The organism is Hymenobacter sp. BT559 (assembly GCF_017571525.1).
Taxonomy (GTDB): Bacteria; Bacteroidota; Bacteroidia; order Cytophagales; family Hymenobacteraceae; genus Hymenobacter; species Hymenobacter ginsengisoli.
Map to the genome: position 1 here is coordinate 137,377 of NZ_JAGETY010000013.1, position 22,121 is coordinate 159,497.

Annotated in this window: 17 protein-coding genes; 9 read left to right on the plus strand and 8 right to left on the minus strand. The window is 60.5% G+C overall.

Annotated features, from left to right (window positions below):
* Nucleotides 1-10: 10 nt before the first annotated feature.
* Nucleotides 11-3,022: a DUF5691 domain-containing protein gene (locus tag J4D99_RS17165; RefSeq protein WP_208132962.1), complete on the minus strand. Its 3,012-nt coding sequence runs from the start codon at nucleotides 3,020-3,022 to the stop codon at nucleotides 11-13.
* A 57-nt stretch (nucleotides 3,023-3,079) separates the two neighbouring features.
* Complete coding sequence (locus J4D99_RS17170) at nucleotides 3,080-3,625, minus strand: hypothetical protein (protein WP_208132963.1); 546 nt, start codon at nucleotides 3,623-3,625, stop codon at nucleotides 3,080-3,082.
* Between the two features lie 180 nt (nucleotides 3,626-3,805).
* On the opposite strand from J4D99_RS17170, the gene J4D99_RS17175 reads away from it, so the two are divergent.
* Both J4D99_RS17175 and J4D99_RS17180 read left to right on the plus strand, forming a co-directional pair.
* The gene (locus J4D99_RS17175) at nucleotides 3,806-4,495 is read left to right on the plus strand and encodes a DUF421 domain-containing protein (RefSeq protein WP_208132964.1); all 690 of its coding nucleotides are present in this window, start codon (nucleotides 3,806-3,808) and stop codon (nucleotides 4,493-4,495) included.
* Nucleotides 4,496-4,572: 77 nt separating this feature from the next.
* Complete coding sequence (locus J4D99_RS17180; protein ID WP_208132965.1) at nucleotides 4,573-5,268, plus strand: DUF421 domain-containing protein; 696 nt, start codon at nucleotides 4,573-4,575, stop codon at nucleotides 5,266-5,268.
* Between the two features lie 39 nt (nucleotides 5,269-5,307).
* Here the strand turns inward: J4D99_RS17180 and J4D99_RS17185 are convergent, their stop codons facing one another.
* Nucleotides 5,308-5,850 carry a hypothetical protein gene (locus J4D99_RS17185; protein WP_208132966.1) on the minus strand — a complete coding sequence of 181 codons (543 nt, stop codon included), beginning with the start codon at nucleotides 5,848-5,850 and terminating at the stop codon, nucleotides 5,308-5,310.
* Nucleotides 5,851-5,873: 23 nt separating this feature from the next.
* The gene (locus J4D99_RS17190; RefSeq protein WP_309509565.1) at nucleotides 5,874-6,965 is read right to left on the minus strand and encodes a tryptophan 2,3-dioxygenase family protein; all 1,092 of its coding nucleotides are present in this window, start codon (nucleotides 6,963-6,965) and stop codon (nucleotides 5,874-5,876) included.
* A gap of 148 nt (nucleotides 6,966-7,113) precedes the next feature.
* Here J4D99_RS17190 and sdaAB point away from each other — a divergent pair, with 148 nt between their 5' ends.
* From sdaAB to J4D99_RS22240, 4 genes are all read left to right on the plus strand, one after another.
* Nucleotides 7,114-7,791 (plus strand): L-serine ammonia-lyase, iron-sulfur-dependent subunit beta, encoded by a 678-nt coding sequence (sdaAB, locus tag J4D99_RS17195; protein ID WP_208132967.1) that lies wholly within the window; start codon nucleotides 7,114-7,116, stop codon nucleotides 7,789-7,791.
* A 194-nt stretch (nucleotides 7,792-7,985) separates the two neighbouring features.
* Nucleotides 7,986-9,527, plus strand: a complete 1,542-nt coding sequence (locus tag J4D99_RS17200; RefSeq protein ID WP_208132968.1) for a TolC family protein — start codon at nucleotides 7,986-7,988, stop codon at nucleotides 9,525-9,527.
* 98 nt (nucleotides 9,528-9,625) lie between these two features.
* Entirely contained in the window at nucleotides 9,626-11,035 is a 1,410-nt protein-coding gene (locus J4D99_RS17205; protein ID WP_208132969.1) for an efflux RND transporter periplasmic adaptor subunit, read from the plus strand.
* A 124-nt stretch (nucleotides 11,036-11,159) separates the two neighbouring features.
* Nucleotides 11,160-11,924, plus strand: a complete 765-nt coding sequence (locus J4D99_RS22240) for a phosphatase PAP2 family protein (RefSeq protein ID WP_208132970.1) — start codon at nucleotides 11,160-11,162, stop codon at nucleotides 11,922-11,924.
* A gap of 27 nt (nucleotides 11,925-11,951) precedes the next feature.
* Here the strand turns inward: J4D99_RS22240 and J4D99_RS17215 are convergent, their stop codons facing one another.
* The 3 genes from J4D99_RS17215 to J4D99_RS17225 form a co-directional block, all read right to left on the minus strand.
* Complete coding sequence (locus J4D99_RS17215) at nucleotides 11,952-13,430, minus strand: exonuclease domain-containing protein (protein ID WP_208132971.1); 1,479 nt, start codon at nucleotides 13,428-13,430, stop codon at nucleotides 11,952-11,954.
* Nucleotides 13,431-13,554: 124 nt separating this feature from the next.
* Nucleotides 13,555-14,016 (minus strand): ferritin-like domain-containing protein, encoded by a 462-nt coding sequence (locus J4D99_RS17220; RefSeq protein ID WP_208132972.1) that lies wholly within the window; start codon nucleotides 14,014-14,016, stop codon nucleotides 13,555-13,557.
* A gap of 110 nt (nucleotides 14,017-14,126) precedes the next feature.
* Nucleotides 14,127-15,371, minus strand: a complete 1,245-nt coding sequence (locus tag J4D99_RS17225; protein WP_208132973.1) for an AI-2E family transporter — start codon at nucleotides 15,369-15,371, stop codon at nucleotides 14,127-14,129.
* A 226-nt stretch (nucleotides 15,372-15,597) separates the two neighbouring features.
* Here J4D99_RS17225 and J4D99_RS17230 point away from each other — a divergent pair, with 226 nt between their 5' ends.
* The 3 genes from J4D99_RS17230 (at nucleotide 15,598) to J4D99_RS17240 (ending at nucleotide 21,736) form a co-directional block, all read left to right on the plus strand.
* On the plus strand, nucleotides 15,598-17,511 hold the full coding sequence (locus tag J4D99_RS17230) for a DNA topoisomerase IV subunit B (RefSeq protein WP_208132974.1): 1,914 nt from the start codon (nucleotides 15,598-15,600) through the stop codon (nucleotides 17,509-17,511).
* Between the two features lie 413 nt (nucleotides 17,512-17,924).
* Entirely contained in the window at nucleotides 17,925-20,693 is a 2,769-nt protein-coding gene (locus J4D99_RS17235) for a DNA gyrase/topoisomerase IV subunit A (protein WP_208132986.1), read from the plus strand.
* 77 nt (nucleotides 20,694-20,770) lie between these two features.
* Complete coding sequence (locus J4D99_RS17240; protein ID WP_208132975.1) at nucleotides 20,771-21,736, plus strand: tetratricopeptide repeat protein; 966 nt, start codon at nucleotides 20,771-20,773, stop codon at nucleotides 21,734-21,736.
* 68 nt (nucleotides 21,737-21,804) lie between these two features.
* On the opposite strand, the gene J4D99_RS17245 is transcribed toward J4D99_RS17240, so the two are convergent.
* A partial coding sequence (locus tag J4D99_RS17245; RefSeq protein WP_304607918.1) for a carbonic anhydrase occupies nucleotides 21,805-22,121 on the minus strand: 317 nt, incomplete at its 5' end.

A 22,121-nucleotide genomic window follows, 5' to 3' on the forward strand; every position in this document is an offset into this window, starting at 1 on the left:
AAACAGTAAATTATTCCAGCAGGCTAGCCGCCAGCCGGGGCCGCAGCTCCAGCAACTCCAGCATTTGCGTCACTTCCTCGGCAAAGCGCGGCTGCACGTCGGAAAGCTCGCCCAGGCCGGCGGTGAGCCGGGCCAGCAGGCCGGGCTCGGCACTAGCCCCTAGCGCGAATAACAGGCTACGCACGGCCTGGTCGAGGTCGGTTTGCTCGGGCGCCCACGAGGCCGGCTGGCGCAGAGCGGCGCGCAGCAGCGGCAGCGCCCGCTGCCACAGGATTTCGGACCAGGGCTGCGCGGCCAGCGGCATCCAGTGGGCCCAGCCATTGCCGGCGGGCAGCGTAGCGGCCGAGGCAGGCAGGGCCGCCAGCAGCCAGGTTTCCTGCTGGGCGGGCGTTAGCACCCACGAGGCTTCGACGAGCAGCCGCGACTTGGGCGGCAGGGTGGGCCGGCCAGCCTCGTGCAGCAGCAGGGCCAGCGCAAACTCAGCATCGTGGTGCAGGCGCGCGGCGCGCAGCCAGGCGGGCAGCAGTACCGCTGCCCACTCGGTGGCTGCCGCCAGGGCCACTGCCTCGGCGGCCGATACGCCCCAGGCAGCAGCCCAGCGGCCTGGCGGCAGCAGGGCTAGCAGCTGCCCGAGCTGCGCGGCTTTTTCGCCCCCGGAGTAGTCGGCGCTTTTTTGCTCGATGCCTTCGCGCTGCCACTCGGCCGACCAATTGGGCAGGGTTACTTCCAAGGTATTGCGGCCAAGCACCTTGCGCTTGACGTGCAGCAACGGCTCGGCCCGCGCCCATAGGCGCGGCAGCAGGGTATTATCGGCGGTGCGGGCCAGCCAGCGGGCGGCCGTTTGGCGCACCTCCTTAGCCCGGCTGGCGAGCAGCGGCTCCAATACGGGGCCAAGCTCGGCGGGCAAGGGCGCAGCCAGCGGCAATACCTCAAAGGCCCCTAGCAGGGCCACTTGTGCGGCGCCGGGCTCCTGGGGCAGGGCTTCGGCGAGCAGCTGAGCAGCGCGGGCGGGGCCAGCGAGTAGCTGCTGTTCGAGGAAAAGCCGGCGGTGCGCTGGCGTGCCGGTTAGCCAATCGGCCTCGGTAAGCTGGTGCCGGGCTGCAGCATCCACGGCAAGCTGCCAATCGGGGTTTTGAGCTGCCAGCCAGCGGCCGCGCTCGCCCAAAGCTTCCTCCACAAAGGGGGCTGCCCAGGGCTGCTCTTTTACCCAGCGCAGTACCTTGACCAGCAGCGCCGGGGGCACTAGTCGCTGGTGCTGGCTCATAGCCTGCAAATAGTCGCTAAGCAGCGAGCGGTAATGCGGGCGGCTCAGCAGCTGGTGCAGCAGGGCGTGGCCCGAGGGGCTTAGCAGCGTCCGGGCTTCGGGCCGAGCCGGGGCCGGGAGGGGGCTAGCCACTAGCTGAAAGCCGGCTTTACGCAGTAGCGCCAGCGTGCCGGCGCTCAGCAACAGCTGCTGCTCGCGGCTGTCGGCCTTCGGGAAATCACCTAAGTCCAGGTTGGGTAGGGCCTCGGTGCCCTGCCGGGTGCCCAGCAGCGCCACCCGCAGCAGCGGAGCCCAGGGGTTGGCGGGCGGCGGGGCGGGCGCTGGCTGGCACTGGGCCCTCGGGGCGTGGCTAGCGGCGGGTACCAATGCCTCAGTAGCAGCTACTTGCCAATGGCTCAGCGCGCGAAACGCCTGGCCATCCCACTCGCCAAACAGGGCCAGGGGCTGCCCGCCGCTCAGGGCCAGTAGGTGCCAGCCGCGCTGCTCGTCGGGCAGGCGTAGGGGCAGGGCCGCGCCCGAGTCGGGGTCGTGCAGCAGCCAGGTACCCGCTGCGTTGCGGCCCACCACGGCCCACATGGTGGCCGGCAGCTCGCGCAGCCACGGCTGGCGGGCCAGCGAGGCCGCGTAGGCATCGAGCAGGCTGGTGAGGGTGCGGGGTGCCGGCGAGCCCCCGGCGGCATCGCCCCGGCGCGCGAGGCCATTGCTGGGCACTGCCCGCAGCCGTAGCAAGCCGGGGTAAAACACCAGTTCGCCCGCATACCGCGCCTGCGGCACGAGCGTCGTAGCAAAGGGCAGGCTGCCAAACGCAAACTCCAACAGCAGCGCCAAGCGGCCCGAGTGCTGGCCGTAGAGCCAGGTGCGGCGGCCGGTCAGGCGCTCTTCGGGCCAGGTGTGCTGGCCCAGCACCAGCCAGGTATCGGCAATGGCCAGGGCGCTTGCGTCGGCTAGCAGCGTGTCTTTTTTAAGCGTGAGGCCTACTTGCAGCGCTACTTCTTGCCAGGCAGCCGGCGCCAGGTTTTCACGGTTCAGAAAGGCGCGCAGCAGCAGGTAGAGCTCGCCGAGGCGGCCCAGCAGGCGGTCGACCCAGGTGGGGCCGGCGGTAGGGTAGTCGGCCAACTCGCGCAATATGGCAGCTAGCCCCGGTAGCTGATTATCAACGAGGCGAGCTGCCTGGCTTTCCCACAAGCTGCCGGGCTTGCTGGCCAGGTCGGCCAGGCCGGCGCGCAGCAGGTCAAGCAGCCAGGTTTCGAGGTCTTCGGCGCCGGCCTGCATGCGGACCAGGCGCTGGGCCTCACGCTTTTGCTGGGCGGCATTGGTAGGGCTAGCGGCGGCCGCGGTGGGTTGAGAGATATCAGGCGTGCCGGGAACCTCGGCGGCAGGCTGCCTGGCAGCCTTGGCGGCGACCTTGCTGGCTTGCTCTTCGCCCTTGCTCTGGCGCTTGGCTAGCCACTCGGCCAGCCAGGCGGGTGGGGCGCCCGGTGCCAGCAGCGCGGGCTGCCGGGCTAGCAGCAGTAGCAGCCCGGCCCCGTGCTTGCACGGAAATACCCGGCTCGGGCACGAGCACTTGAAAGCCGGCTCCGTGAGGTCGATGCCCGTGAGGTAGGGCCGGCTGCCGCTGCCCGCGCACTCGCCCCAGGCCGCCGTGTCGGTGCGGCCCAGGTTGGCCCATTTAGAGGGGCTAGCCAGCTCCTGGCCGCGCTTCAGGGTGCCGGGGTCGGCGACGAGGGCCGTGGCTTGGTCTTCAGAAAAGGTAATCATGCAAGGCAACCAGGGAGCGTACTTGGCCGCCTAAGTTAGGGCCGGCATCCGGCTGGCCTAGCGCCGGCGGCGCCAGAAAACCAGCCCGGCGCAAGCCAGTGCCAGGGCCACCAGCAGGCCATCGCGCACGGTGCGGCCCTGCTGGGCCTCGTGCAGGTCGGCTTCGAGGGTGCGCTGTTTTTCGGTGGCCTGGCGCAGGCGCTCCTGCAGGTTCTGCTCCTCATTTTGCAGCTCGTTGAGGCGCTCGGCGGTCAGGTTGCGGTCGTCGCGGCTGGTATTTTGGAGCGTGGTGGTCGTGGTTTGAAGCTGCGCGGCGGTAGTCTGAGCCTGCTGAGCGGTTTGGTTGAGCGCCGCCACAATTTCCTCATCCTTATTTACAATACCTTGCAGGGCGTCCACTACATCTTGCAAGTCCTTCTTACTCGGCTTGTTGCTGAGGCCAAGCAAACCGTGACGCTGCGCATTGGCCTCGGCATACTGGCGGGTGAGCACCTTGCGCTCGGCCAGCAGGCGCGGCAGCGGCGAATCGGGCGTGACGGCCTGAGCCAGGGAAAGGGTGGGGGCTAGCAGCGCAAGAAGCAGTGTGGGCTTTCGAAAAATCATCAGAACAAAAATGAGGTGGCGCCGGGCAGGCCGGGCCTGTCAGCGGTTCAGCCTGTTCGGCAAAAAGCCGGTCGAGGTTGCGCAGGCGTACTCAAAAGCAGCTGTTACGGCTTCAGTATCAAGCGCAACCCTGGCTTCGGGGCGGCCGTTGAGCTAGCGCAGGGCACTTGCCAGCGGGTTATGAAGAAAGAAGACATCATTTTCAGCGATTGGCATCGCTGGCTGTTTGGCACGGCCCCACCTGCGTTTACGGGCGAAGTAGCGGTGCGGGCTATCCTCCTGTTTGCCTGCATGCTGCTGATGATGCGCCTGCTAGGCCGCCGCATGAAAGGCCAGCTCTCTATTGGCGAGCTAGCGGTGATACTCACGCTAGGGGCTATTATCGGAGGTGGCCTCCAAAACCCGGCTATGGGCCTGCTGCCCAGCCTGGTAGCGCTGGCCGTTATTCTATTCATGCACCGCATGGTGAATTGGCTAGCCTTCAAATACCGGCCGGTCGAGCTGCTGGAGCAAGGCGATATGTCGCTGATAGTACGCGATGGCTTGCTGGAGCTGGCCACCATGCAGCAGCACGCGCTGTCGCAGGAGCAGCTATTTGGTTTACTGCGTAATAAGAAGATTGCGCACCTGGGCGAGCTGCGCCGGGTATACCTCGAAGCCAACGGTCGCCTCAGCTTTTATAAGCTGCCCGAGCCCCGCCCCGGCCTGAGCGTGCTGCCCCGCGCCGATGCTCCGCCGCCCGCCCCCGACGGCCCCGCCCACGGCCGCCGCGTGTGCGCCACCTGCGGCCACCTGGCCTCGGCCACCGACCATGCCGGCACGCGCTGCCCCCGCTGCTCGGCCGATAACTGGCTGCCCGCCACACAGTAAGCCCGCACCTCGGCCGCCGTTGGTAGCCACTTGTGCGCGCTTGGCTAGGGCTCCTTATTATTCGTTTCTCGCAAGCTATGTCGTCTATTATTGAGCTCCCGCGCCTGCTGATGGGCGATACCCCGTGGAGCTTCCTGCTGGAGGTCGCCATCCGTATGGTCATCCTGTATCTGGTGCTCTTTACGGGCCAGCGCCTCATGGGCAAGCGCATGGCCGGGCAGCTGAGCCGCACCGAGCAGGCGGCCCTAGTATCGTTGGCCGCTACGGTGGGCCTGCCCATTCTTTCGCCCGACCGCGGCCTGGTGGCGCCCTTGCTCATTGCGGCGATAATTGTGCTGATGCAGCGGCTGGTAGTGCACTGGGCGGCCCGCCACCCTCAGGTAGAGCACGTTTTGCAAGCCAATGTTATCACGCTGGTGGCCGATGGCGTGCTGAAGCTGGACGCGCTCGAGCACGCCGTGCTCTCGCATGAGCGCCTCTACGCCCAGCTGCGCGGCGAAAACCTCGAGCACCTGGGCCAGGTGCGCCGCCTCTACATGGAGGCTAACGGTACTTTCAGCCTGGTAGAGGTGGAAGAAAACCCGCCGCCTGGCCTCTCGCTGGTGCCAGGCTGGGACGAAGATTTCCGGAAGCTGCAACCTACGGCTGCTGGCCGATTTGCCTGCTGTAGCTGCGGCTGGGTGGCCGAGGCTCCGCAGGCGCCCGCCACCGCCTGCCCTAAATGCGGTGTGGACAACTGGGAGCCGGCCGTGGAGGCTATAAAGCAAAGCTAACGAGTTATCAAACTGATGGCATTCGGGCCTTAAAGACCGCTACCTTCTTGGGCGATTATACCATTTGTATTGATGCCACTGCTTGAGCCTTTGTGAGCCTTTTTGAATGCCTACGGTCGGTAAATCATTAAATGGCTCAAATTTGCCGCCTAACTCTATAAGTGTGTTTTCGAGGGCTGCGATGCCGTAGTATTGGCCGATAAAAGAATGCAGTTCTATTTTGTTACCCTCAGTCTGAAAAAATACTTCGTACAAGCCACCAATATGAAAACAAAGAAAATCGACGTGATTTAGTTGATTCAGTTTATTAGTGTAGTTAGTACTAGCAAATGAAGCAATTCCCTCGTAGTTCTCAGGGTTCTCTTTAACAAAGTTCCTAAAGACTTTCTCCAATCGTTCAACTTCGTCAGCATCCTTTTGCAACAGTCGGGCTATATCGGCGGTGTCCGTAGTTAAGGAGGAAATATGCAAACTGGCTTGTAGGCTTAAGTGTAAGCCAGTCTGCTTGAAAAAAATAGCTTGGACTTCAGGAAATGGCGGTATCCCGTCCAAAAATCCGATAGTAGAAATACGTTTCCCCATATATTGTCAAGAGAATAGAAAGCCTATCTTACTTCCTCCAGCACCTTCTCTACCCAGCCTTTGCCCCAGTCTTCGAGCTCCTGGGCGCTCCATAGCTGCGGGTAGAAGATGCGGCGCTGAAACTTGGGCGGCAGGTAGTTGCGCCAGTTGGTGCCACCGGTGGCGGGCACGTCGGTGGGGTCGCGCTGCAGGTAGCGCACCGCCGACTTGTAGTGCATCAGCGGCCAGTTCACGTTCACGTTTACATCGAGCTGCTTGAGGGCGCGCACCAGGCGCGGGTGGCGGCGGTCGGCCTCGGGCAGGCGCTGCACCACGGCCCAGGCATTGCGGTGCTCGTAGTGCCGAGCGTGGGCCACCAGCTGCCCGGTGTATTTGCGCTCAAACTCCACCAGGGTCAGAGCTTTAGCGCCAGTTTCTTCGATGGTGGCGCCGGCCTGCCAGTAGATGCAGCCCATAAACTCCTCGTGGGTGGGCGCGTCGCCGAGCAGGCGGCGCTTCTCCTCGGGCACCAGGTTTTCGAGGGCCGTGCTGGCTAGCTCGATAAAGCGGTACTGCACGCTCTGAAAGCCCGAGGCCGGCATCAGGCTCATCCGAAACTGCAGAAACTGCTGCTTGTCCATTCCGTCCACCATCACGTCGAACGAGGTGATGAGCGCCTCGAAGTAGCGGTTTACGCGGCCCAGGCGCAGCACCACTTCGCCCAGCGTGGGCTCTTTCAGGGCCCCTAGCTGCTCATATTCTTCGAGGCAAAGCTTGAAGTACAGCTCCGTAATCTGATGGTAGATGATGAAGATTTTCTCGTCGGGAAACTTGGTGAGCGGGCGCTGCAAACTCAGCAGCGTGTCGAGCTCAATGTAGTCCCAATAGTGCACGTAATCAGCGTGGTACAAGCCTTCGAGGTAGGCCGCCAGGTCCTGGCCATCCTGAGTGTAGCGGGCTTGCAGCCGCCGCAGCTGGTCTAGCACGGCGGGAGAGAACTCGGCCTCGGGCGAGGTAGGCAGATTGGGCGAAGTAGCCATCGGCAGGGGGGTGGGGTGCGCCGCAAATATCGGCAGGGCTAGCCAGGCGCGGGGCGAAGGCGCATCGGCCGCTACTTTTGGGGCGTTGCGAACCACCGAATAACAAACTACTTGTCCTTGCGAGCATAGCGAAGCACTCGCACCGGCACGATACTCGAACGAGGCTAGCACGACTCGTTCTGATGTGATTGCTTTGCAGGCTCGCAACGACAACCGATTTAAGTGCATTAAGCTTAGTAAAAACGTGGCCGAAAAATCCAGCATTTTTGACATGATAGGGCCCGTGATGATAGGTCCCAGCTCGTCGCACACGGCCGGCGTGGTGCGCATTGCGCGGGCGGCCATCCGCATTCTGGGCGCGCTGCCTACGGAGGCCGTTATCACGTTTTACAACTCGTTTGCGCGCACCTACGAGGGCCACGGCTCCGACCGCGCCATTGTGGCGGGCCTACTAGGCTATGCCCCCGACGATACGCGCATCCGCACTGCCTTCGAGCACGCTGCCGAGGCCGGGCTGCACTACACGTTTCAGAGCGTGGGCAATGCCTCGACCCTGCACCCCAACACCATCAAGCTGAATCTGACTGGCCCCGACGGCCACCAAGTTGAGGTAATTGGCCAGAGCCGGGGCGGCGGCGTCATTCGCATTGTGGAAGTCGATGGCTTTGGCTGCGACTTCTCGGGCTCCTTGCACACGCTCATCGTCGATGCCAAAGATGTGCCGGGCTCCATCGCGTTCATTGCCTCGGTTATTGCGCACGACGACTGCAACATCGCTACCATGTTCGTATCGCGCAAGGGTAAAAACGAGGCGGCGCGGCAGTTTATCGAAATGGATACTGCGATTAAGCCCCTGACAATGGAGTATTTGCGTCAATTGAGCTGGGTGCAGCGCATCACCTATATTCCCACCTTGGAGTAAGGCGCACTACTTTCGCCCGTCGATTTTGGTGAAAACCTGGTGAAAGTCCGTAATGCGCTGGGCTGGCTGGCGATAGCTACGCCCAGCGCGGCCGGTCTGGCCGGGTGGCTTCACTAAAATATTGGCTGGCCTGCCACGTTTTCCAGCCAGGCGGCCTCTGCTGACTACACCTGCTAGCCCTATCATTCTTTCCTATGACTGCACAAAGTACTCGCCTGCTACGGGCCTCGATGGGGCTGGCGGGCCTGCTGGCGGCCGGGCCGCTGGCCGCCCAAACCAACCAGGCTGCCCGCCCGGCCTCGGCCCCGGCGGCCGCGCTGGCTAGCCCCGCTGCTGCGCCCACTGGCCCCTGGAGCCTGCAGCGCGCCGTCGATTATGCCCTGGAGCATAACCTTGGCGTGCGCCTCAATCAGCTCCAGGCCAGTAGCAACGCGCAAGTGCTGCGTCAGAGCAAGGCCGCGCTGCTGCCCACTGCCAACCTGAATGGCACCCAGGCCTGGAACTTCGGTACGAGCGTAAACCCGCTCACGTATGAGTTTCAGAGCCAGACGGTTCGCTCGAACAACTTCTCGGCGGTGTCGCAGCTGGTGCTGTTCCAGGGCTTCACGCTGCGCAATACCATCAAGCGCAACGACCTCGACTACCGGGCTAGCGTGCTGGATGTTGAGAAGGCCAAAAACGACCTGAGCCTGAACGTGGCCTCGCAGTTTTTGCAGCTGGTGCTGGCCCAGGAGCTGGTGCGCGCCAACCAAACGCGCGTGGCCAGCGACAACGCCCAGATTGAGCGCTCTAAGATTTTGCTCAAAGCCGGCAGTATTCCCGAAAGTACCCTGCTCGACAGCCAGAGCCAGCTCGCCACCGACGAGCTGAACGTGATAACGGCCCAAAACCAAGCCAACCTGGCCCAGCTAGCCCTGCTCCAGCTGCTCAACATCGACCCGGCCACGGTGCGGGATTTTCAGATTGAGGTGCCCAACCTGCCTGACCCCGACCAGGAGGAAGCCTACGTTATCGACCTGAACCAGACCTACCAAACGGCCGCCGGCACGCTGCCCGAAATCAAGGCGGCCGAGCTGCGCGTGGTGAGTGCCCGCCGCAGCATCGACCTGGCGCGTGGCAACTACTACCCGCGGCTAGCCCTCACGGGGTCGGTTTTCACGGGTTACTCGTCATCGTCGGTGTCGCGGGTGCTCACCGGCACCTCGGCTGGTACCAACTTCCCGCTCACCGTTATCGACCCCACCGGCGCCACCGTAAACACGGGCTACAACGTGATACTACCCGGCCAGCCTACCTACGATGTGCTGCCCGTTAAGTACTTCGACCAGCTGAACAACAACCTGGGTAAGTCGCTCCAGTTCGGCCTGTCGGTACCCATTCTCAACGGCTTGCAGGTGCGCACGGCCGTGCAGCGCGCCATCATAAATGAGCAGGCCCAGAGCGTGCGCGCCGAGCAGGCTCGCCTCACGCTGCGCCAGAGCATCGAGCAAGCCTACGCCGATGCCCGCGCCGCTCAGCTGCAATACGCCGCGGCCACGCGCCAGGTAGCGGCCCTAACGCTCACGCAGCGCAACTCGGAAATCCGCTTCAACAACGGCCTGCTCAACGGCACTGAGTTCAACATCGCCAAAAACAACCTCAACTACGCTGTTTCCAATCAGTTGCAGGCCAAGTACACCTTTATTTTCCGCCGCAAAGTGCTGGATTTTTACCAGGGCAAGCCGCTGGCGCTGTAATGTTGGGCTGTTGGCTACTAGCTACTGGCTGGTAGCACATGTGCAACTAGGAAATAATCAATTAAAGAGCTACTAGCTAGCAGCTAACAGCTGAAAAAATGAAGAACAACCGTTTACTTATTATTCTGGCAGTTGCTGTGGTGGTGCTCATCGGTGGCTACGCCCTCGCCAAAAAGAAAGGCTGGGTAGGCAAGCCCACCGGCACCGAAATCACGGCCGCTACGGCGGGCCCGGCTACCATTGTGGAGAAGGTGAGCGCCTCGGGCAAGGTGCAGCCCGAGACGGAAGTGAAAATCTCGCCCGACGTATCGGGCGAAATCATTGAACTCTATGTGCAGGAGGGCGATTCGGTAAAGAAAGGCCAACTGCTGCTGCGCATTCGGCCCGATAACTACCTGGCCATGGTGAGCCAGCAAAGCGCTGCTGTGGGTACCCAGCGCGCCAACGTGGGCCAGGCCCAGGCCCAGCTGGAGCAGCAAACGGCCAATGCCAAGCAAACCGAGCTAACCTACCGCCGTCAGGCTTCCCTGTACAAGCAAAAGGTGATTTCGCAGGCCGACTACGAAGCTGCCCAGGCCGCCTACAATGCCTCGCAGGAGCAGCTTAAAGCCATTCGGGCCCAGATAACGGCCGCCCAAAGCACTGTGCGCTCGGCCCAGGCCGGCTTGCAGGAAGCTCAGAAAAACCTCAACAAAACCACCATCTACGCGCCGGTAAGTGGCACGGTGAGTAAGCTCAACGTGAAGAAGGGCGAGCGCGTGGTGGGCACCAGCCAGATGGCCGGCACCGAGATTATGCGTATTGCCAACCTTAACAATATGGAGGTGCGGGTGAGCGTGAACGAGAACGACATCATCCGGGTAACGCTCGGCGACTCGGCCGACGTGGAGGTTGACTCTTACACCACGCAGAATGAGAAATTTAAGGGCATCGTAACGGCCATCGCCAACACCGCTAAAGACGCTCTCACGGCCGAAGCCATAACCGAGTTTGAAGTGCGCGTGCGGCTGCTACCGGAGAGCTACAAGCACCTCATCAAAACCAACGCCAGCGGCCACAGCACGGTACCCTTCCGGCCGGGCATGACGGCCTCCGTCGACATTATTGCCGACCGCAAGGCGGGCGTGCTGAGCGTGCCCCTAGCGGCCGTGACGACGCGCTCCGACTCGGCCGCTACGAAGAAGGATGTCGCTAGTGGCCGGAGTGGCCCCGGCGGCCGGGCCACCGGCTCGGCCCAGGTGGTTGATGACAGCAAGCCCGCGCCCAAGGCTGCTATTCAAGAGGTAGTGTTCGTGGTGAAGAACGGCAAAGCGGTGCTGACGCCCGTTAAAACCGGCATTAGTGATTTTCAGAATATTGAAATTGTGAGCGGCATCACGGCGGGCACGCAGGTGGCGAGTGGCCCCTTCCGCGCCGTGTCGAAAACGCTGAAAGATGGGGCCTATGTGGTCGTGAAAGACGCCGCTAGCCTCAGTAAAGAGGCGTTGGCTGACAACGGCAGCAAATAAAAGCAGCTGCTGCACAACCTCCCGCTCAGCATGACGTTCTTTTTTGCAATTATCAATGGTAGCTCAGATACGAAATTTCTTGCTAGCCCTCAGTTTGTTGGCCAGTACGGCTCGGGCCCAAACTGTGCCCGCCAGCCCAGCTGATACCACGCTGCACAAGTTCCAAACGCCGCTTGGCGCAGCGCGTCAGCCCTGGTACCGGGGCAAGCTGGTGCGGGCCAGCATCGTGCCGGCGCTGCTCATTGGCTACGGGGTGAGTGTATATGACGACCACGGATTTTACTCCTCGCGGCGGGCGCAGGCCGACTTGCAGCGCAATTTTCCCACCTTCAGCAGCCACCTCGACGACTACGGCCAGTATGCGCCCTACCTCGAGCTGGGGGCCGTGCTGGCCTTCGGCGTAGATGGTCGCAACGACCGCGTAAACCTGGCGCTCATCGTGGCCAAGTCAGAGCTGCTGATGCTGGGCCTGGTCGAAATAACGAAGCGGGCCACCCACCACCTGCGACCCGATGGCTCCGACTACCGCTCATTTCCGTCGGGCCACACCTCACAGGCGTTTTTGGCTGCCAGCATCGTGCACACCGAGCTGCGCGATAAAAGCCAGTGGTATGGCGTGGGCGCCTACGCGGTGGCTACCACCGTGGGCGCCTTCCGCATGCTCAACAACAAGCACTGGGAGTCGGACGTGTTGGCGGGCGCTGGCTACGGCATTCTCTCGGCCCACCTGGCTTACCTCAGCCACCGCCACCGCTGGGGCCGCCACCCCGCCGACCGCCCCGGCGTGGGGCTAGCCCTACCTAAGCCCACTAAAGGCGAATGGCAGCTGAGCCCCACCATGCTGCCCGGCGGTGGGCTAGGGGTATGCGCAAGCTGGCAGGCGAAGTAGCGCGAGGCTTCTGCTTTCGCCCTACGCTCAGCCGAATACTTTCACTTGCTCCCCCTTGCGCTTGGTGCGCACGTGGTTGCGAATAATCTGCTGCACGTCTTTGTTATCGGCGTAGGGCTGTACGGCGTCGCGGAAGTCGCGCAGCTTGCGCGCCGAGAACGTCCCATCGACGTAGCCAAAGCCTACGTAGCGCCCATTCTCAATCACGACTAGGGACTTTTCATCGGCTTGCCGGCCGGGGCCTATTACCACAAACGACTCGTGCTCGTAGGTGATGCTGTCGATGGCCTCGTCTACGCGCTGGTTGTAGCTCTCGGGCGGCTCCTGGCCCACGCAGGCGCCTTGGCAGCGGTGCACCTGATAATCGAAGCACGCACCCTGGGTTTTGTAGAGGCCGCAGAGCTTCTGACACAGGTTGTATTTCGCAACCTTATGGTACAGAAAGCCTTGCGCCTTATACTGGTTGCCTAGCGCGATGATAGGAATCTCGGAATTGCGGGCATCGGCGCGGCCGTAGTACAGGCACTTGTAGCCGTTTTCATCGGTCTTGAGGTAAATGCCGGCCGGAAACACCGAGCGCCGCTGCGCCCGGTTGTAGGCCGGCTTAAGCAGCTTGATGAGGTGCGACTCGTAGAGCAGCGCCACCAGCTCCGAACCGGTCAGCTCCCAGGTAATATCGGCAATAGAGTTTTTGAAATCCAGACTCTTGCGCGATTTCACATCTACCGCGAAGTGCTGCTGAATGCGCTTGTAGATGTTAATGCTTTTGCCCACGTAGATGACCTCGCCCGCTTCGTTGTGGAAGTAATACACCCCCGTTTCCTGAGGCAGCGAAGCCACTTTTTCGGGCGTGATAAGCGGCGGCAGCAGCGCGGTTTTAATGGCCTGGGCCATGGCCGCCACACGGCGCGGGCTGGGCTTCTTCTCGGCCGTGGCGCTGCGGCCGGCGGGCGCCAGGGCATCTACCCGGGCCAGGGCGTCGGCGGCGCTGGCTTCCTGGGCATCGCTAGCCTGGGTTATTTTCAGCAGGCGGTCGAAGAGGATGGCCGTGGCTTCGGCGTCGCCGGCGGCGCGGTGCCGGCCTTCCAGCGGGATGCCGATATTCTGGCACAGCTTGCCCAAGCTGTAGCTAGGCTGCCCCGGAATCAGCGAGCGCGAAAGGCGCACGGTGCACAGCGTTTTGCGCGAGTAGTTATAGCCCAGGTCCGCGAATTCCTTTTTCAAAAAGGAATAGTCAAATCGCACATTGTGGGCCACAAACACGCAGCCTTCGGTCATTTCGACCACCTTGCGGGCTACCTCGTGAAAGCGCGGTGCATCGGCCACCATGTCGTTGGTGATGCCTGTGAGCTGGGTGATAAACGGCGGAATGGCGCGGCCGGGGTTTACTAGCGTCGTATAAGAGTCAACCACCCGCTGGCCGTCGTGCACGAAAATGGCGAGCTCCGTGATGCGGTCGTTGGCCGGCTGGCCGCCGGTGGTTTCAAGGTCAATGATGGCGTACAAAGGCGCTAGAATAGGAGGACGAGCAATGCTAACAAAGTTAGGGTGGAGGTTAGTTGCCGCTAGCACGCAAAAAGGCCCGCCAGACGATTCTGGCGGGCCTTCCTTGCTAGTAAGGGGCTAGCAATTACTTGTTCTTGTTCATTGCCAGCCAGTTTTTGGCTTGCAAAATGGCATCGTGCTGCTGCTGGAATACGGTTTTGGCACCGGCCGGCACGTCGTTCGATGACAGCACCGTTTCATAAGCTTTCAAAGCCGTAGCCTCGCCGGTTTCGGCGGCTTCGAGCACGGCCGAGTCGCTTTGGCCCGTAATGGCCGACTTGATGTCAATCCAGCCACGGTGCACAGCGGCGGCGGCGTGGGTTGCTACGCTTTCGAGGGTGTTTTCTTCTTTCGCATTAATGCCGTACTGACGGGCATAGCCTTCGAGGTCCGATACAAAGTGAGCGCGCTGCTGCGAAAACTCGCTCAGCTTGGCTTTCAGGTCGGCGCTTTTTACTTCTTCGGCAGCTTCCTGGTAGCCTTTTACCGAGGTGCGGTTTAGGTTCAGGATGTCGGTGAGGGCGCGGGAGATGGTTTCGTTAGCCATGGTTAGTATGGGTAGCTGGTTGTGTGGAAAAGGAAGCTGCTGCTCAACTAGCAGCAGGTGTTGGGTCTATACGGGCAATAGCCAAGCTAGGGTTCGTATAAGATTTGGGGCTAGCGGGTGCCCGGGATGGGCGGCAGGTGCGGCTCGGGGGCCACCGGCGGGCGCTTGCCGCGCAGCTGGTCCCAGAGCCGAGCCATAAAACCGCGGTCGTCGCTAGGGTCTTTTTTGGTGGCTTCGCCATCGCCCACGTCGCCGAGCAGAAAGCCCCAGGCCTCGGTGCCCTTGTTGGCATCGAGCACTACTTTAATGACGGCCGACAGCGGCACGCTCAAAATCATGCCCGGCGTGCCCCACAGCTGCGCTCCCAGAATAAGGGCGATGATGGCCGTGAGCGGGTTCAGGCTCACTTTGGAAGCCGTGATGAGGGGCGCCAGGATATTGTCGGAAATAACCTGCACGAACATAAATACGCCAATCACCCCCAGCCCGTGCGCCACTGAGCCGGTCTCCACAAACGTGATAAGTGCCGGAATGATGGAGCCCACCGTGATGCCGATATAAGGAATGACGGCAAGCACCGAAGCAAAAACGGCAAAGAATAGCGCATACTTAACGCCCAGCAGTAGCAGTCCAACGGCGTTCATGACGGATACCACGGCAATAACCGTCAGCAAGCCAATCATGTAGCCCTGTACCACGCTCTGGATGTTATCTACGGTATGGAGCACCGTCGTGCGCTTGTCGGGCTCCACAAACCGAAACATAAACTGCCGCAGGTGGTCGCGGTAATACAGAAAGCAGAAGATGTAGATGGGCACCAGCGTCACGACGCTAAGCACCCCTAGCGTCGTGCTTAGCGTCGAGGTTACGTATTTGCTACCCTGCTTTTGCAACGTATCGAGCGTATTATCAATGACTTGCTCGTGGTTCATGGGCTTAAAGTGAAACTTCAAGGCCAGTTGCTGCTGCGTTTGGTCAAAAAGCACCCCTAGCTTTTCCTGGATGAGCGGCAGCTCGCTGCGCAAGTCCACTATCTGCATACCAAAAAAACCGAAGAGTAATCCTAGTCCGATGATAACCAGTAAGATGGACGTGGCAATAGCCAGCATTCGGGGCCACTTCCAGGCTTCGAGGCGGGTCACGAGCGGCATAAGCAGCAAGGAGAGCAGCACGGCGTAGATGAGGGGCAAAAAGAGGTCGTGGAGCTTGTGCAGCACAAACACCAGCAGCGAGAAGCCAATCAGCAGAAACGTGTAGTGCACCACCGGCGACTGCTTGACCTGCGCCGGCGTGTGGTTGAGGGTAGGCGACGGCACATTGCGCGGCGCATTAAACTGATTAGCAGGAGGTAACATTAGGAGAATAAACGGAGGTGCTGATTGGGGTGCGAAAGGTTGGCCCGCTTACGCAAATTGGCTGGGCGCGTTGAAGCCTGAATGGAGTCGAACTGTGAGCCGTCAGGCAGTGTTAGCTAACTAAATTGGCTGAAAAAACTAAATTTTCTGGCTGGCGCTATGCTGGCTGACCGCGTTTTCTGGCGTTATTTTACCCAGCCATTGTGCCTTCTACGGATTATTACTCATGAGTGCTACCCTACCTGCCGCCCCCGCCCACAACTATAACGAAGACAGCATTCGCTCGCTCGACTGGCGCGAGCACATTCGCCTGCGGCCGGGCATGTACATTGGCAAGCTCGGCGACGGCTCGGCCTACGACGATGGTATTTATGTGCTTGTTAAAGAAGTAATTGATAACTGCATCGACGAGCACGTGATGGGCTACGGGCGCACCATCGAGATTAAAATATCGGAAAGCCGGGTGCAGGTGCGCGACTACGGCCGCGGCATTCCGCTGGGCAAGGTGGTTGATGTGGTGAGCAAAATCAACACCGGCGGCAAGTACGACAGCAAGGTGTTTCAAAAGTCGGTGGGCCTCAACGGGGTGGGCACCAAGGCTGTGAACGCGCTCAGCAGCAACTTCGTGGTGCAGAGCGTGCGCGAAGGCCAGCTTAAATCTGCTGAATTTTCGCAGGGGCAGCTCCTGAATGACCCGGCTCCCGTTAAGACCAGCCAGCGCAACGGCACGCTTATCACCTTCCAGCCCGACGATACCATTTTCAAGAACTACCGCTTTATCCCGGAGTTTCTCGAAAATCAGATTCGCTATTACTGCTACCTCAACGCGGGCCTGACCATTTATTTCAACGGCCAGAAGTACGTGTCGGAGCACGGACTGCTTGATTTGCTGAAGGATAAAACCGACGCCGAAAGCCGCCGCTACGACATTATCCACCTCAAAGGCGAGGACATTGAGCTAGCTCTCACCCACGGCAACGACTACGGCGAAGAGTACTATTCTTTCGTCAATGGCCAGTATACCACGCAGGGTGGCACGCACTTAGCTGCATTTCGCGAAGCAGTGGTGAAGACGGTGCGCGAGCACTACAAGAAGGAATACGACGCCTCCGACATTCGGGCTAGCATTATCGGCGCCATCTCGGTGCGCGTGCAGGAGCCGGTGTTTGAGAGCCAGACCAAAACCAAGCTCGGCAGCATCAACATGGAGCCCGAGGGCAGCCGCACCGTGCGCGGCTTCATCGTGGACTTCGTGAAGGAGCACCTCGACAATTACCTGCACAAAAACCCCCTAGCGGCCGAGGCGCTACGCAAGCGCATCGAGCAAAGCGAGCGCGAGCGCAAGGATATGGCCGGCGTGAAAAAGCTAGCCAACCAGCGCGCTAAAAAGGCCAACCTGCACAACCGCAAGCTGCGCGACTGCCGCTTTCACCTGGGTGAAAACGTGAAGGACAGCGCCGAAAAAGAGCAACTCACCACGCTCTTCATCACCGAAGGCGACTCGGCCAGCGGCAGTATTACCAAGAGCCGCAATGTGGAACTGGAGGCCGTGTTCAGCCTGCGCGGCAAGCCGCTCAACTGCTTCGGCCTCAAGAAGAAAATTGTGTACGAGAACGAGGAGTTTAATCTCCTGCAACACGCGCTCAACATCGAAGAAGGCCTCGAAGGCCTGCGCTACAACCGCGTGGTGGTAGCCACCGACGCCGACGTCGACGGCATGCACATTCGGCTGCTGTTGCTCACGTTCTTCCTCCAGTTCTTCCCCGACTTGGTGCGCAACGGGCACGTGTATATTCTAGAAACGCCGCTCTTCCGGGTGCGCAACAAGAAAGAAACCATTTACTGCTACAACGAGCAGGAAAAGCAGGACGCCATGCGCAAGCTGGGCCGCAACCCCGAGGTGACGCGCTTTAAGGGGCTAGGGGAGATTTCGCCGGATGAATTTGGTAAGTTTATCGGCGAAAATATTAAGCTAGAGCCGGTTATCTTGCAGTCGGACCGCTCTATCCAGCAAGTGCTGGCCTACTATATGGGCAAGAATACGCCCGCCCGCCAGGAGTTCATCATCGACAACCTGCGCCTCGAAAAAGACCTTGTGACGAGCGACGTGCTGCCGGTGGCCGAAATAGAATTGGTATAAGGTTAGCAACGTATGTGAGGCCCTCGCTTGAGTAGGCAAGCGAGGGCTTTATGCGTAGTAGTGCTCAGGTTTTATTTGCTACTCAAGTTAGTAGATGGGGTTTGGAGTGTGACTAATATTGTTGGGAACTTTGCGCCCCCAGCCTGCCTTTTTTATTTGGTGCTTGGCGCCAATTTTTACGGTACTTTTGACGGCAGCTTGCCGATTTTACGTTTTCTCCAGTGGCTATTTTCGATTCTTCTACTCCCGACGCTTCCGAACCCGACTACTTGCAGACGGGCGACTCGCTCGACTTTGACCTGAGCGCTACAGCCGACCTAGCGACTGTTGCGGCAGTAGAAGGTGCGGCTCAGGAAGCTGCGCAGGTAGTAGCAGGTGTATTGTTTGGCGGGGCAGAAGATGCTGGCCCCGAGCTGTTTGCCGACACCGAGGCGGAGCCTGATTCGCCCCAGGAAGCCGCCGAGGAAAGCGAAGACGCGGATACCAAGTTTGCTCCCGGCGAGGTGATTCACGACCTCAACAACGTGCGTGGCATGTACCAGAATTGGTTTCTGGACTACGCCAGCTACGTGATTTTGGAGCGTGCCGTGCCGGCTGTAGAAGATGGCCTGAAGCCCGTGCAGCGTCGCATCCTGCACGCCATGAAGGAGATGGACGATGGCCGCTTCAACAAAGTGGCCAACGTTATCGGCCAAACCATGCAGTACCATCCGCACGGCGATGCCAGCATCGGCGACGCAATGGTGAACCTGGGCCAGAAAGACCTGCTCATCGAAACGCAGGGCAACTGGGGCGATGTGCGCACCGGCGACTCGGCCGCCGCGCCGCGCTACATTGAGGCGCGTCTCAGCAAGTTTGCCCTCGAAGTGGTGTTCAACCCCGACATCACGGAGTGGCAGATGAGCTACGACGGCCGCAAGCGCGAGCCGACTACGCTGCCCGTCAAGTTTCCGCTGCTGCTGGCGCAGGGCGTAGAAGGCATCGCCGTGGGCCTGAGCACCAAGATTATGCCGCACAACTTTCGCGAGTTGTGCCAGGCTAGTGTGGCTGTGCTGCGGGGCCGCGAGTTTCAGCTGTACCCCGACTTTCCGACTGGGGGCCTGGCCGATATCAGCAACTACCAGAGTGGGCAGCGCGGCGGCAAAATCCGCCTGCGGGCCACGATTGAGAAGGTCGATAAAACGCTGCTCGTCATCCGCGACATTCCGTATGGCACTACTACTACGGCGCTCATGGAGAGCATCGTGAAGGCGAGCGAGGCCAATAAAATCAAGATTAAGAAGGTAGTCGACAACACGGCCAAGGATGTAGAGATACAGGTGCAACTGCCCCCCGGCATCAGCCCCGACCTCACCATTGACGCGCTCTACGCCTTCACCGATTGCGAAATCTCGCTTTCGCCCAACACCTGCGTCATCATCGACGACAAGCCGCGCTTCGTGAGTGTGGAGGACATGCTGCGCCTGAGCACCGGCAAAACCGTGCGGCTGCTGGAGCGCGAGCTCGAAATCAGGCAGCAGGAACTGCAGGAGAAGTGGCATTCGGCTTCGCTGGAAAAGATTTTCATCGAAAACCGCATCTACCGCAAAATAGAAGAGTGCGAAACCTGGGAGCAGATTCTCGAAACCATCGACGCGGGCTTGAAAAAGTTTGTGCGGGTAGAGGGCGAGAAAATGAAGGCGAACGACGCGCGCATCGTGCTGCGCCGCCCGGTGAGCGAAGATGACCTGACGCGCCTAACCGAGATTCGCATCAAGCGTATTTCAAAATATGACGGTTTCAAGGCCGAGGAATACATTCAGCGCCTCGATGCCGAGCTGGCCGAAGTGGCCGACAACCTGGCGCACCTCACGCGCTACGCCATTGCGTACTTCGAAAACCTACTGAAAAAATATGGCACGGGACGCGAGCGCAAAACTCAGCTCCGTACGTTTGATGTAGTTGCGGCACAGAAGGTTGCGATAGCCAACCAAAAGCTCTACGTGAACCGCCAAGACGGTTTCGTAGGCTACGGGCTGAAGAAAGACGAGTTTGTATGCGACTGCTCGGACCTCGACGATATCATCGCCATCAAGCGCGACGGCACCTTTATGGTGACTAAAATCGCAGAGAAAACCTTCGTGGGCAAGGACATTCTGCACGTGGGCGTTTATAATAAAAATGATGACCGCCTTGTGTACAATATGGTGTACGTAGATGGGGCGAGCGGCATCAGCTTCGCGAAGCGCTTCCTCGTTACGGGCATCACGCGCGACAAAACCTACGACCTCACCAAGGGTACGAAGGGCACGAAAACGTTGTACCTCACGGCTAACCCCAATTCAGAAAGCGAAACGGTTGCCATTCAGCTTTCGGACAAGGCGCCGGCTCGGGTGAAGCAGTTTGAGTTTGATTTTGCCGAGCTGGCCATCAAAGGCAAGGGCTCGATGGGCAACATCGTAACCAAGCAGCCGATAAAGAAAATCACGCAGAAGTCGGTGGGCGACAGCACGCTAGGGGGGCGCGACGTGTTCTTCGACCCGGTGGTGGGCCGCCTCAACCACGCCGGCCACGGCCGCTACCTGGGCGCGTTCGACACCGAGCATGTGGTGCTGGTGGTGTACAAGGACGGCTCGTACGAGCTGAAATCGCCCAGCCCGACGCTGCACTTCGACGTGCCGAATATCTTGATTTTGCGCAAGCTGGAGCCCGACACCGTGGTGAACGCGGTGTACGTGGATGGTGAAACTAAAATTCACTATGTCAAGCGTTTCCATATCGAAACGACGACTATGGACAAGCCATTTACTTTTATTTCTGAAAGCAAAGGCTCAAAGCTGCTGGCGGTGAGCACCTTTGCCGAGCCCGAGATAGAGGTGAAGCTGCAGCGCGATAAAAAGGCCGATAAGGAAACTGAGAAAGTCCGCCTCGACCAGTTTATCGAGGTGAAGGGTTGGAAGGCGATGGGCAACAAGCTCAACTACTTCAAAATCCACGGCCTCACACTGCTCACCGATGAGGGCCCCGAGCCCGCCCGCCGCGAAGCCAAGCGGCGCGGCGCGGCCAAGGCTGACGGTGGGAGCGAGGCCGGTGCCGAGCCGCTGCCGGCGGCCGCGCCCGCCAATGTGGAAGTAACAGATGAAGAAGTAGCGCAATCCCAAGCGCTGCTGCGGCGGCCCAAGGCGCAGCTAGGCCTGTTTTAACCTGCTTATTGCGTGAAGCAAATTGCTGCTTTGTTTCTAAACCAGCAATTTGTTCCACGCAATAATCGCCAAATACTATGGCTGTGGTTCGCCCGACATTGGTAGTAGCCTTGCTGAGCCTGACCGGGCTAGCGGGCCTGCCCGTGGCCCGGGCACAGAAAACGACCACTGCCCAACCTTCGCCGCCCGCCAGGCCCGAGGCCGCCGAGCTGGGCACTAAGCCGAAAACCAAGGCTAACGCCTCGCCCGCACCCGATTCGGTGGCCTTGCGCCAGCACCTGCGGCAGGCCGCTAGCCTGCAAACCAAGTACAAAGACTCGGAGGCGCTGGCCGAATACCAGGCTGTGCTCAAGCTCAACGCCCAGCACTACGAAAGCCTGTGGCGCGCCGCGGTGCTGAGCGTAACCATCGGCAACCGCTACTCGGACGAAACCCGCAAAAAGGCCTATTTCGACGCTGCCCACCAGTATGCCGACCGCGCGCTAGCCCTCCAGCCCGAAGGCGGCGAAAGCAATTATGCGATGGCGCTCGCCCTCTTCAGCGAGGCCGGGCTGATAAGTGCCCGCGACCGGCTGCGCCTATTCAAGCAGCTGCGGTCGCACGTGTTTCTGGCTGCCGAGCGTCGGCCCGACCTGCCCGAAGCTTGGCAGCTACTGGGCCGCTGGTACTACCGCGTGGCGCATTATAACGTGCTGGAAAAGACCTTTTCGCGCATTTTTTTAGGTGGGTTTCCGCACGGTGCCAGCTCGAAGAAAGCCATTGATGCTCTCGAAAAAGCGCACCAGCTCGACCCCGGCCGGGTGCAGTACTGCTACGACCTGGCCCGTATGTATAAGTACCAGGGCCACCGGCGCAAGGCTATTGCCATGCTGCAAGAGGCTATTAAGCTGCCCACTTATACCAGCGAAGACCTGACCGTGAACCGCCTGTGCCAGCAGCTGTTGCCGCCGCTGCTGCGGGCGGCCGCTCGCCGCGACCGTTTGCACGCCCGCTGGTACAAAAACTTAAAGCCAGCCCCCGCTACGAGTGCCGCCGGGCAGTAGCCATCCTATCAAAAAGCCCGGCTACCGAAGCAGCCGGGCCTTTTTGATGGGCTAGCACGAAGCTGTGTTTACGCCGTAACTGCCTCAAAGGCTGGCTCCTGGCTAGGGTCGTGCTGGGGGCCAGTGTAGTGGCTGGTGGCTTCTTCCTGGGTGGGCGAGGCCGGAGTGCTGTCGGCTACTGGCTCGGCCTCGGTGCCGTAGACATACGCCAGGTCCCGAATAACGACTTCGACATTGACTTGCAGGTCTTTGAGCACGCCGTCGGCAATGTCATAGACGAGGCCGTGCAGGCGCGGGGGCTTGTCGCTGCGCAAGGCGTTCTGGATGATATTGGTCTTGGCCAGGTTGCGCACCTGCTCCATCACGTTGAGCTCGACGAGGCGGC

Bases quoted from the DNA above. Each gene is read 5' to 3' on its own strand.
- J4D99_RS17165 (WP_208132962.1), bottom strand. From the start codon at position 3,022: ATGATTACCTTTTCTGAAGACCAAGCCACGGCCCTCGTCGCCGACCCC.
- J4D99_RS17185 (WP_208132966.1), bottom strand. From the start codon at position 5,850: ATGGGGAAACGTATTTCTACTATCGGATTTTTGGACGGGATACCGCCA.
- J4D99_RS17205 (WP_208132969.1), top strand. From the start codon at position 9,626: ATGAAGAACAACCGTTTACTTATTATTCTGGCAGTTGCTGTGGTGGTG.
- J4D99_RS17175 (WP_208132964.1), top strand. From the start codon at position 3,806: ATGAAGAAAGAAGACATCATTTTCAGCGATTGGCATCGCTGGCTGTTT.
- J4D99_RS17220 (WP_208132972.1), bottom strand. From the start codon at position 14,016: ATGGCTAACGAAACCATCTCCCGCGCCCTCACCGACATCCTGAACCTA.
- J4D99_RS17240 (WP_208132975.1), top strand. From the start codon at position 20,771: ATGGCTGTGGTTCGCCCGACATTGGTAGTAGCCTTGCTGAGCCTGACC.
- J4D99_RS17200 (WP_208132968.1), top strand. From the start codon at position 7,986: ATGACTGCACAAAGTACTCGCCTGCTACGGGCCTCGATGGGGCTGGCG.
- J4D99_RS17230 (WP_208132974.1), top strand. From the start codon at position 15,598: ATGAGTGCTACCCTACCTGCCGCCCCCGCCCACAACTATAACGAAGAC.
- J4D99_RS17225 (WP_208132973.1), bottom strand. From the start codon at position 15,371: ATGTTACCTCCTGCTAATCAGTTTAATGCGCCGCGCAATGTGCCGTCG.
- J4D99_RS17180 (WP_208132965.1), top strand. From the start codon at position 4,573: ATGTCGTCTATTATTGAGCTCCCGCGCCTGCTGATGGGCGATACCCCG.
- J4D99_RS17170 (WP_208132963.1), bottom strand. From the start codon at position 3,625: ATGATTTTTCGAAAGCCCACACTGCTTCTTGCGCTGCTAGCCCCCACC.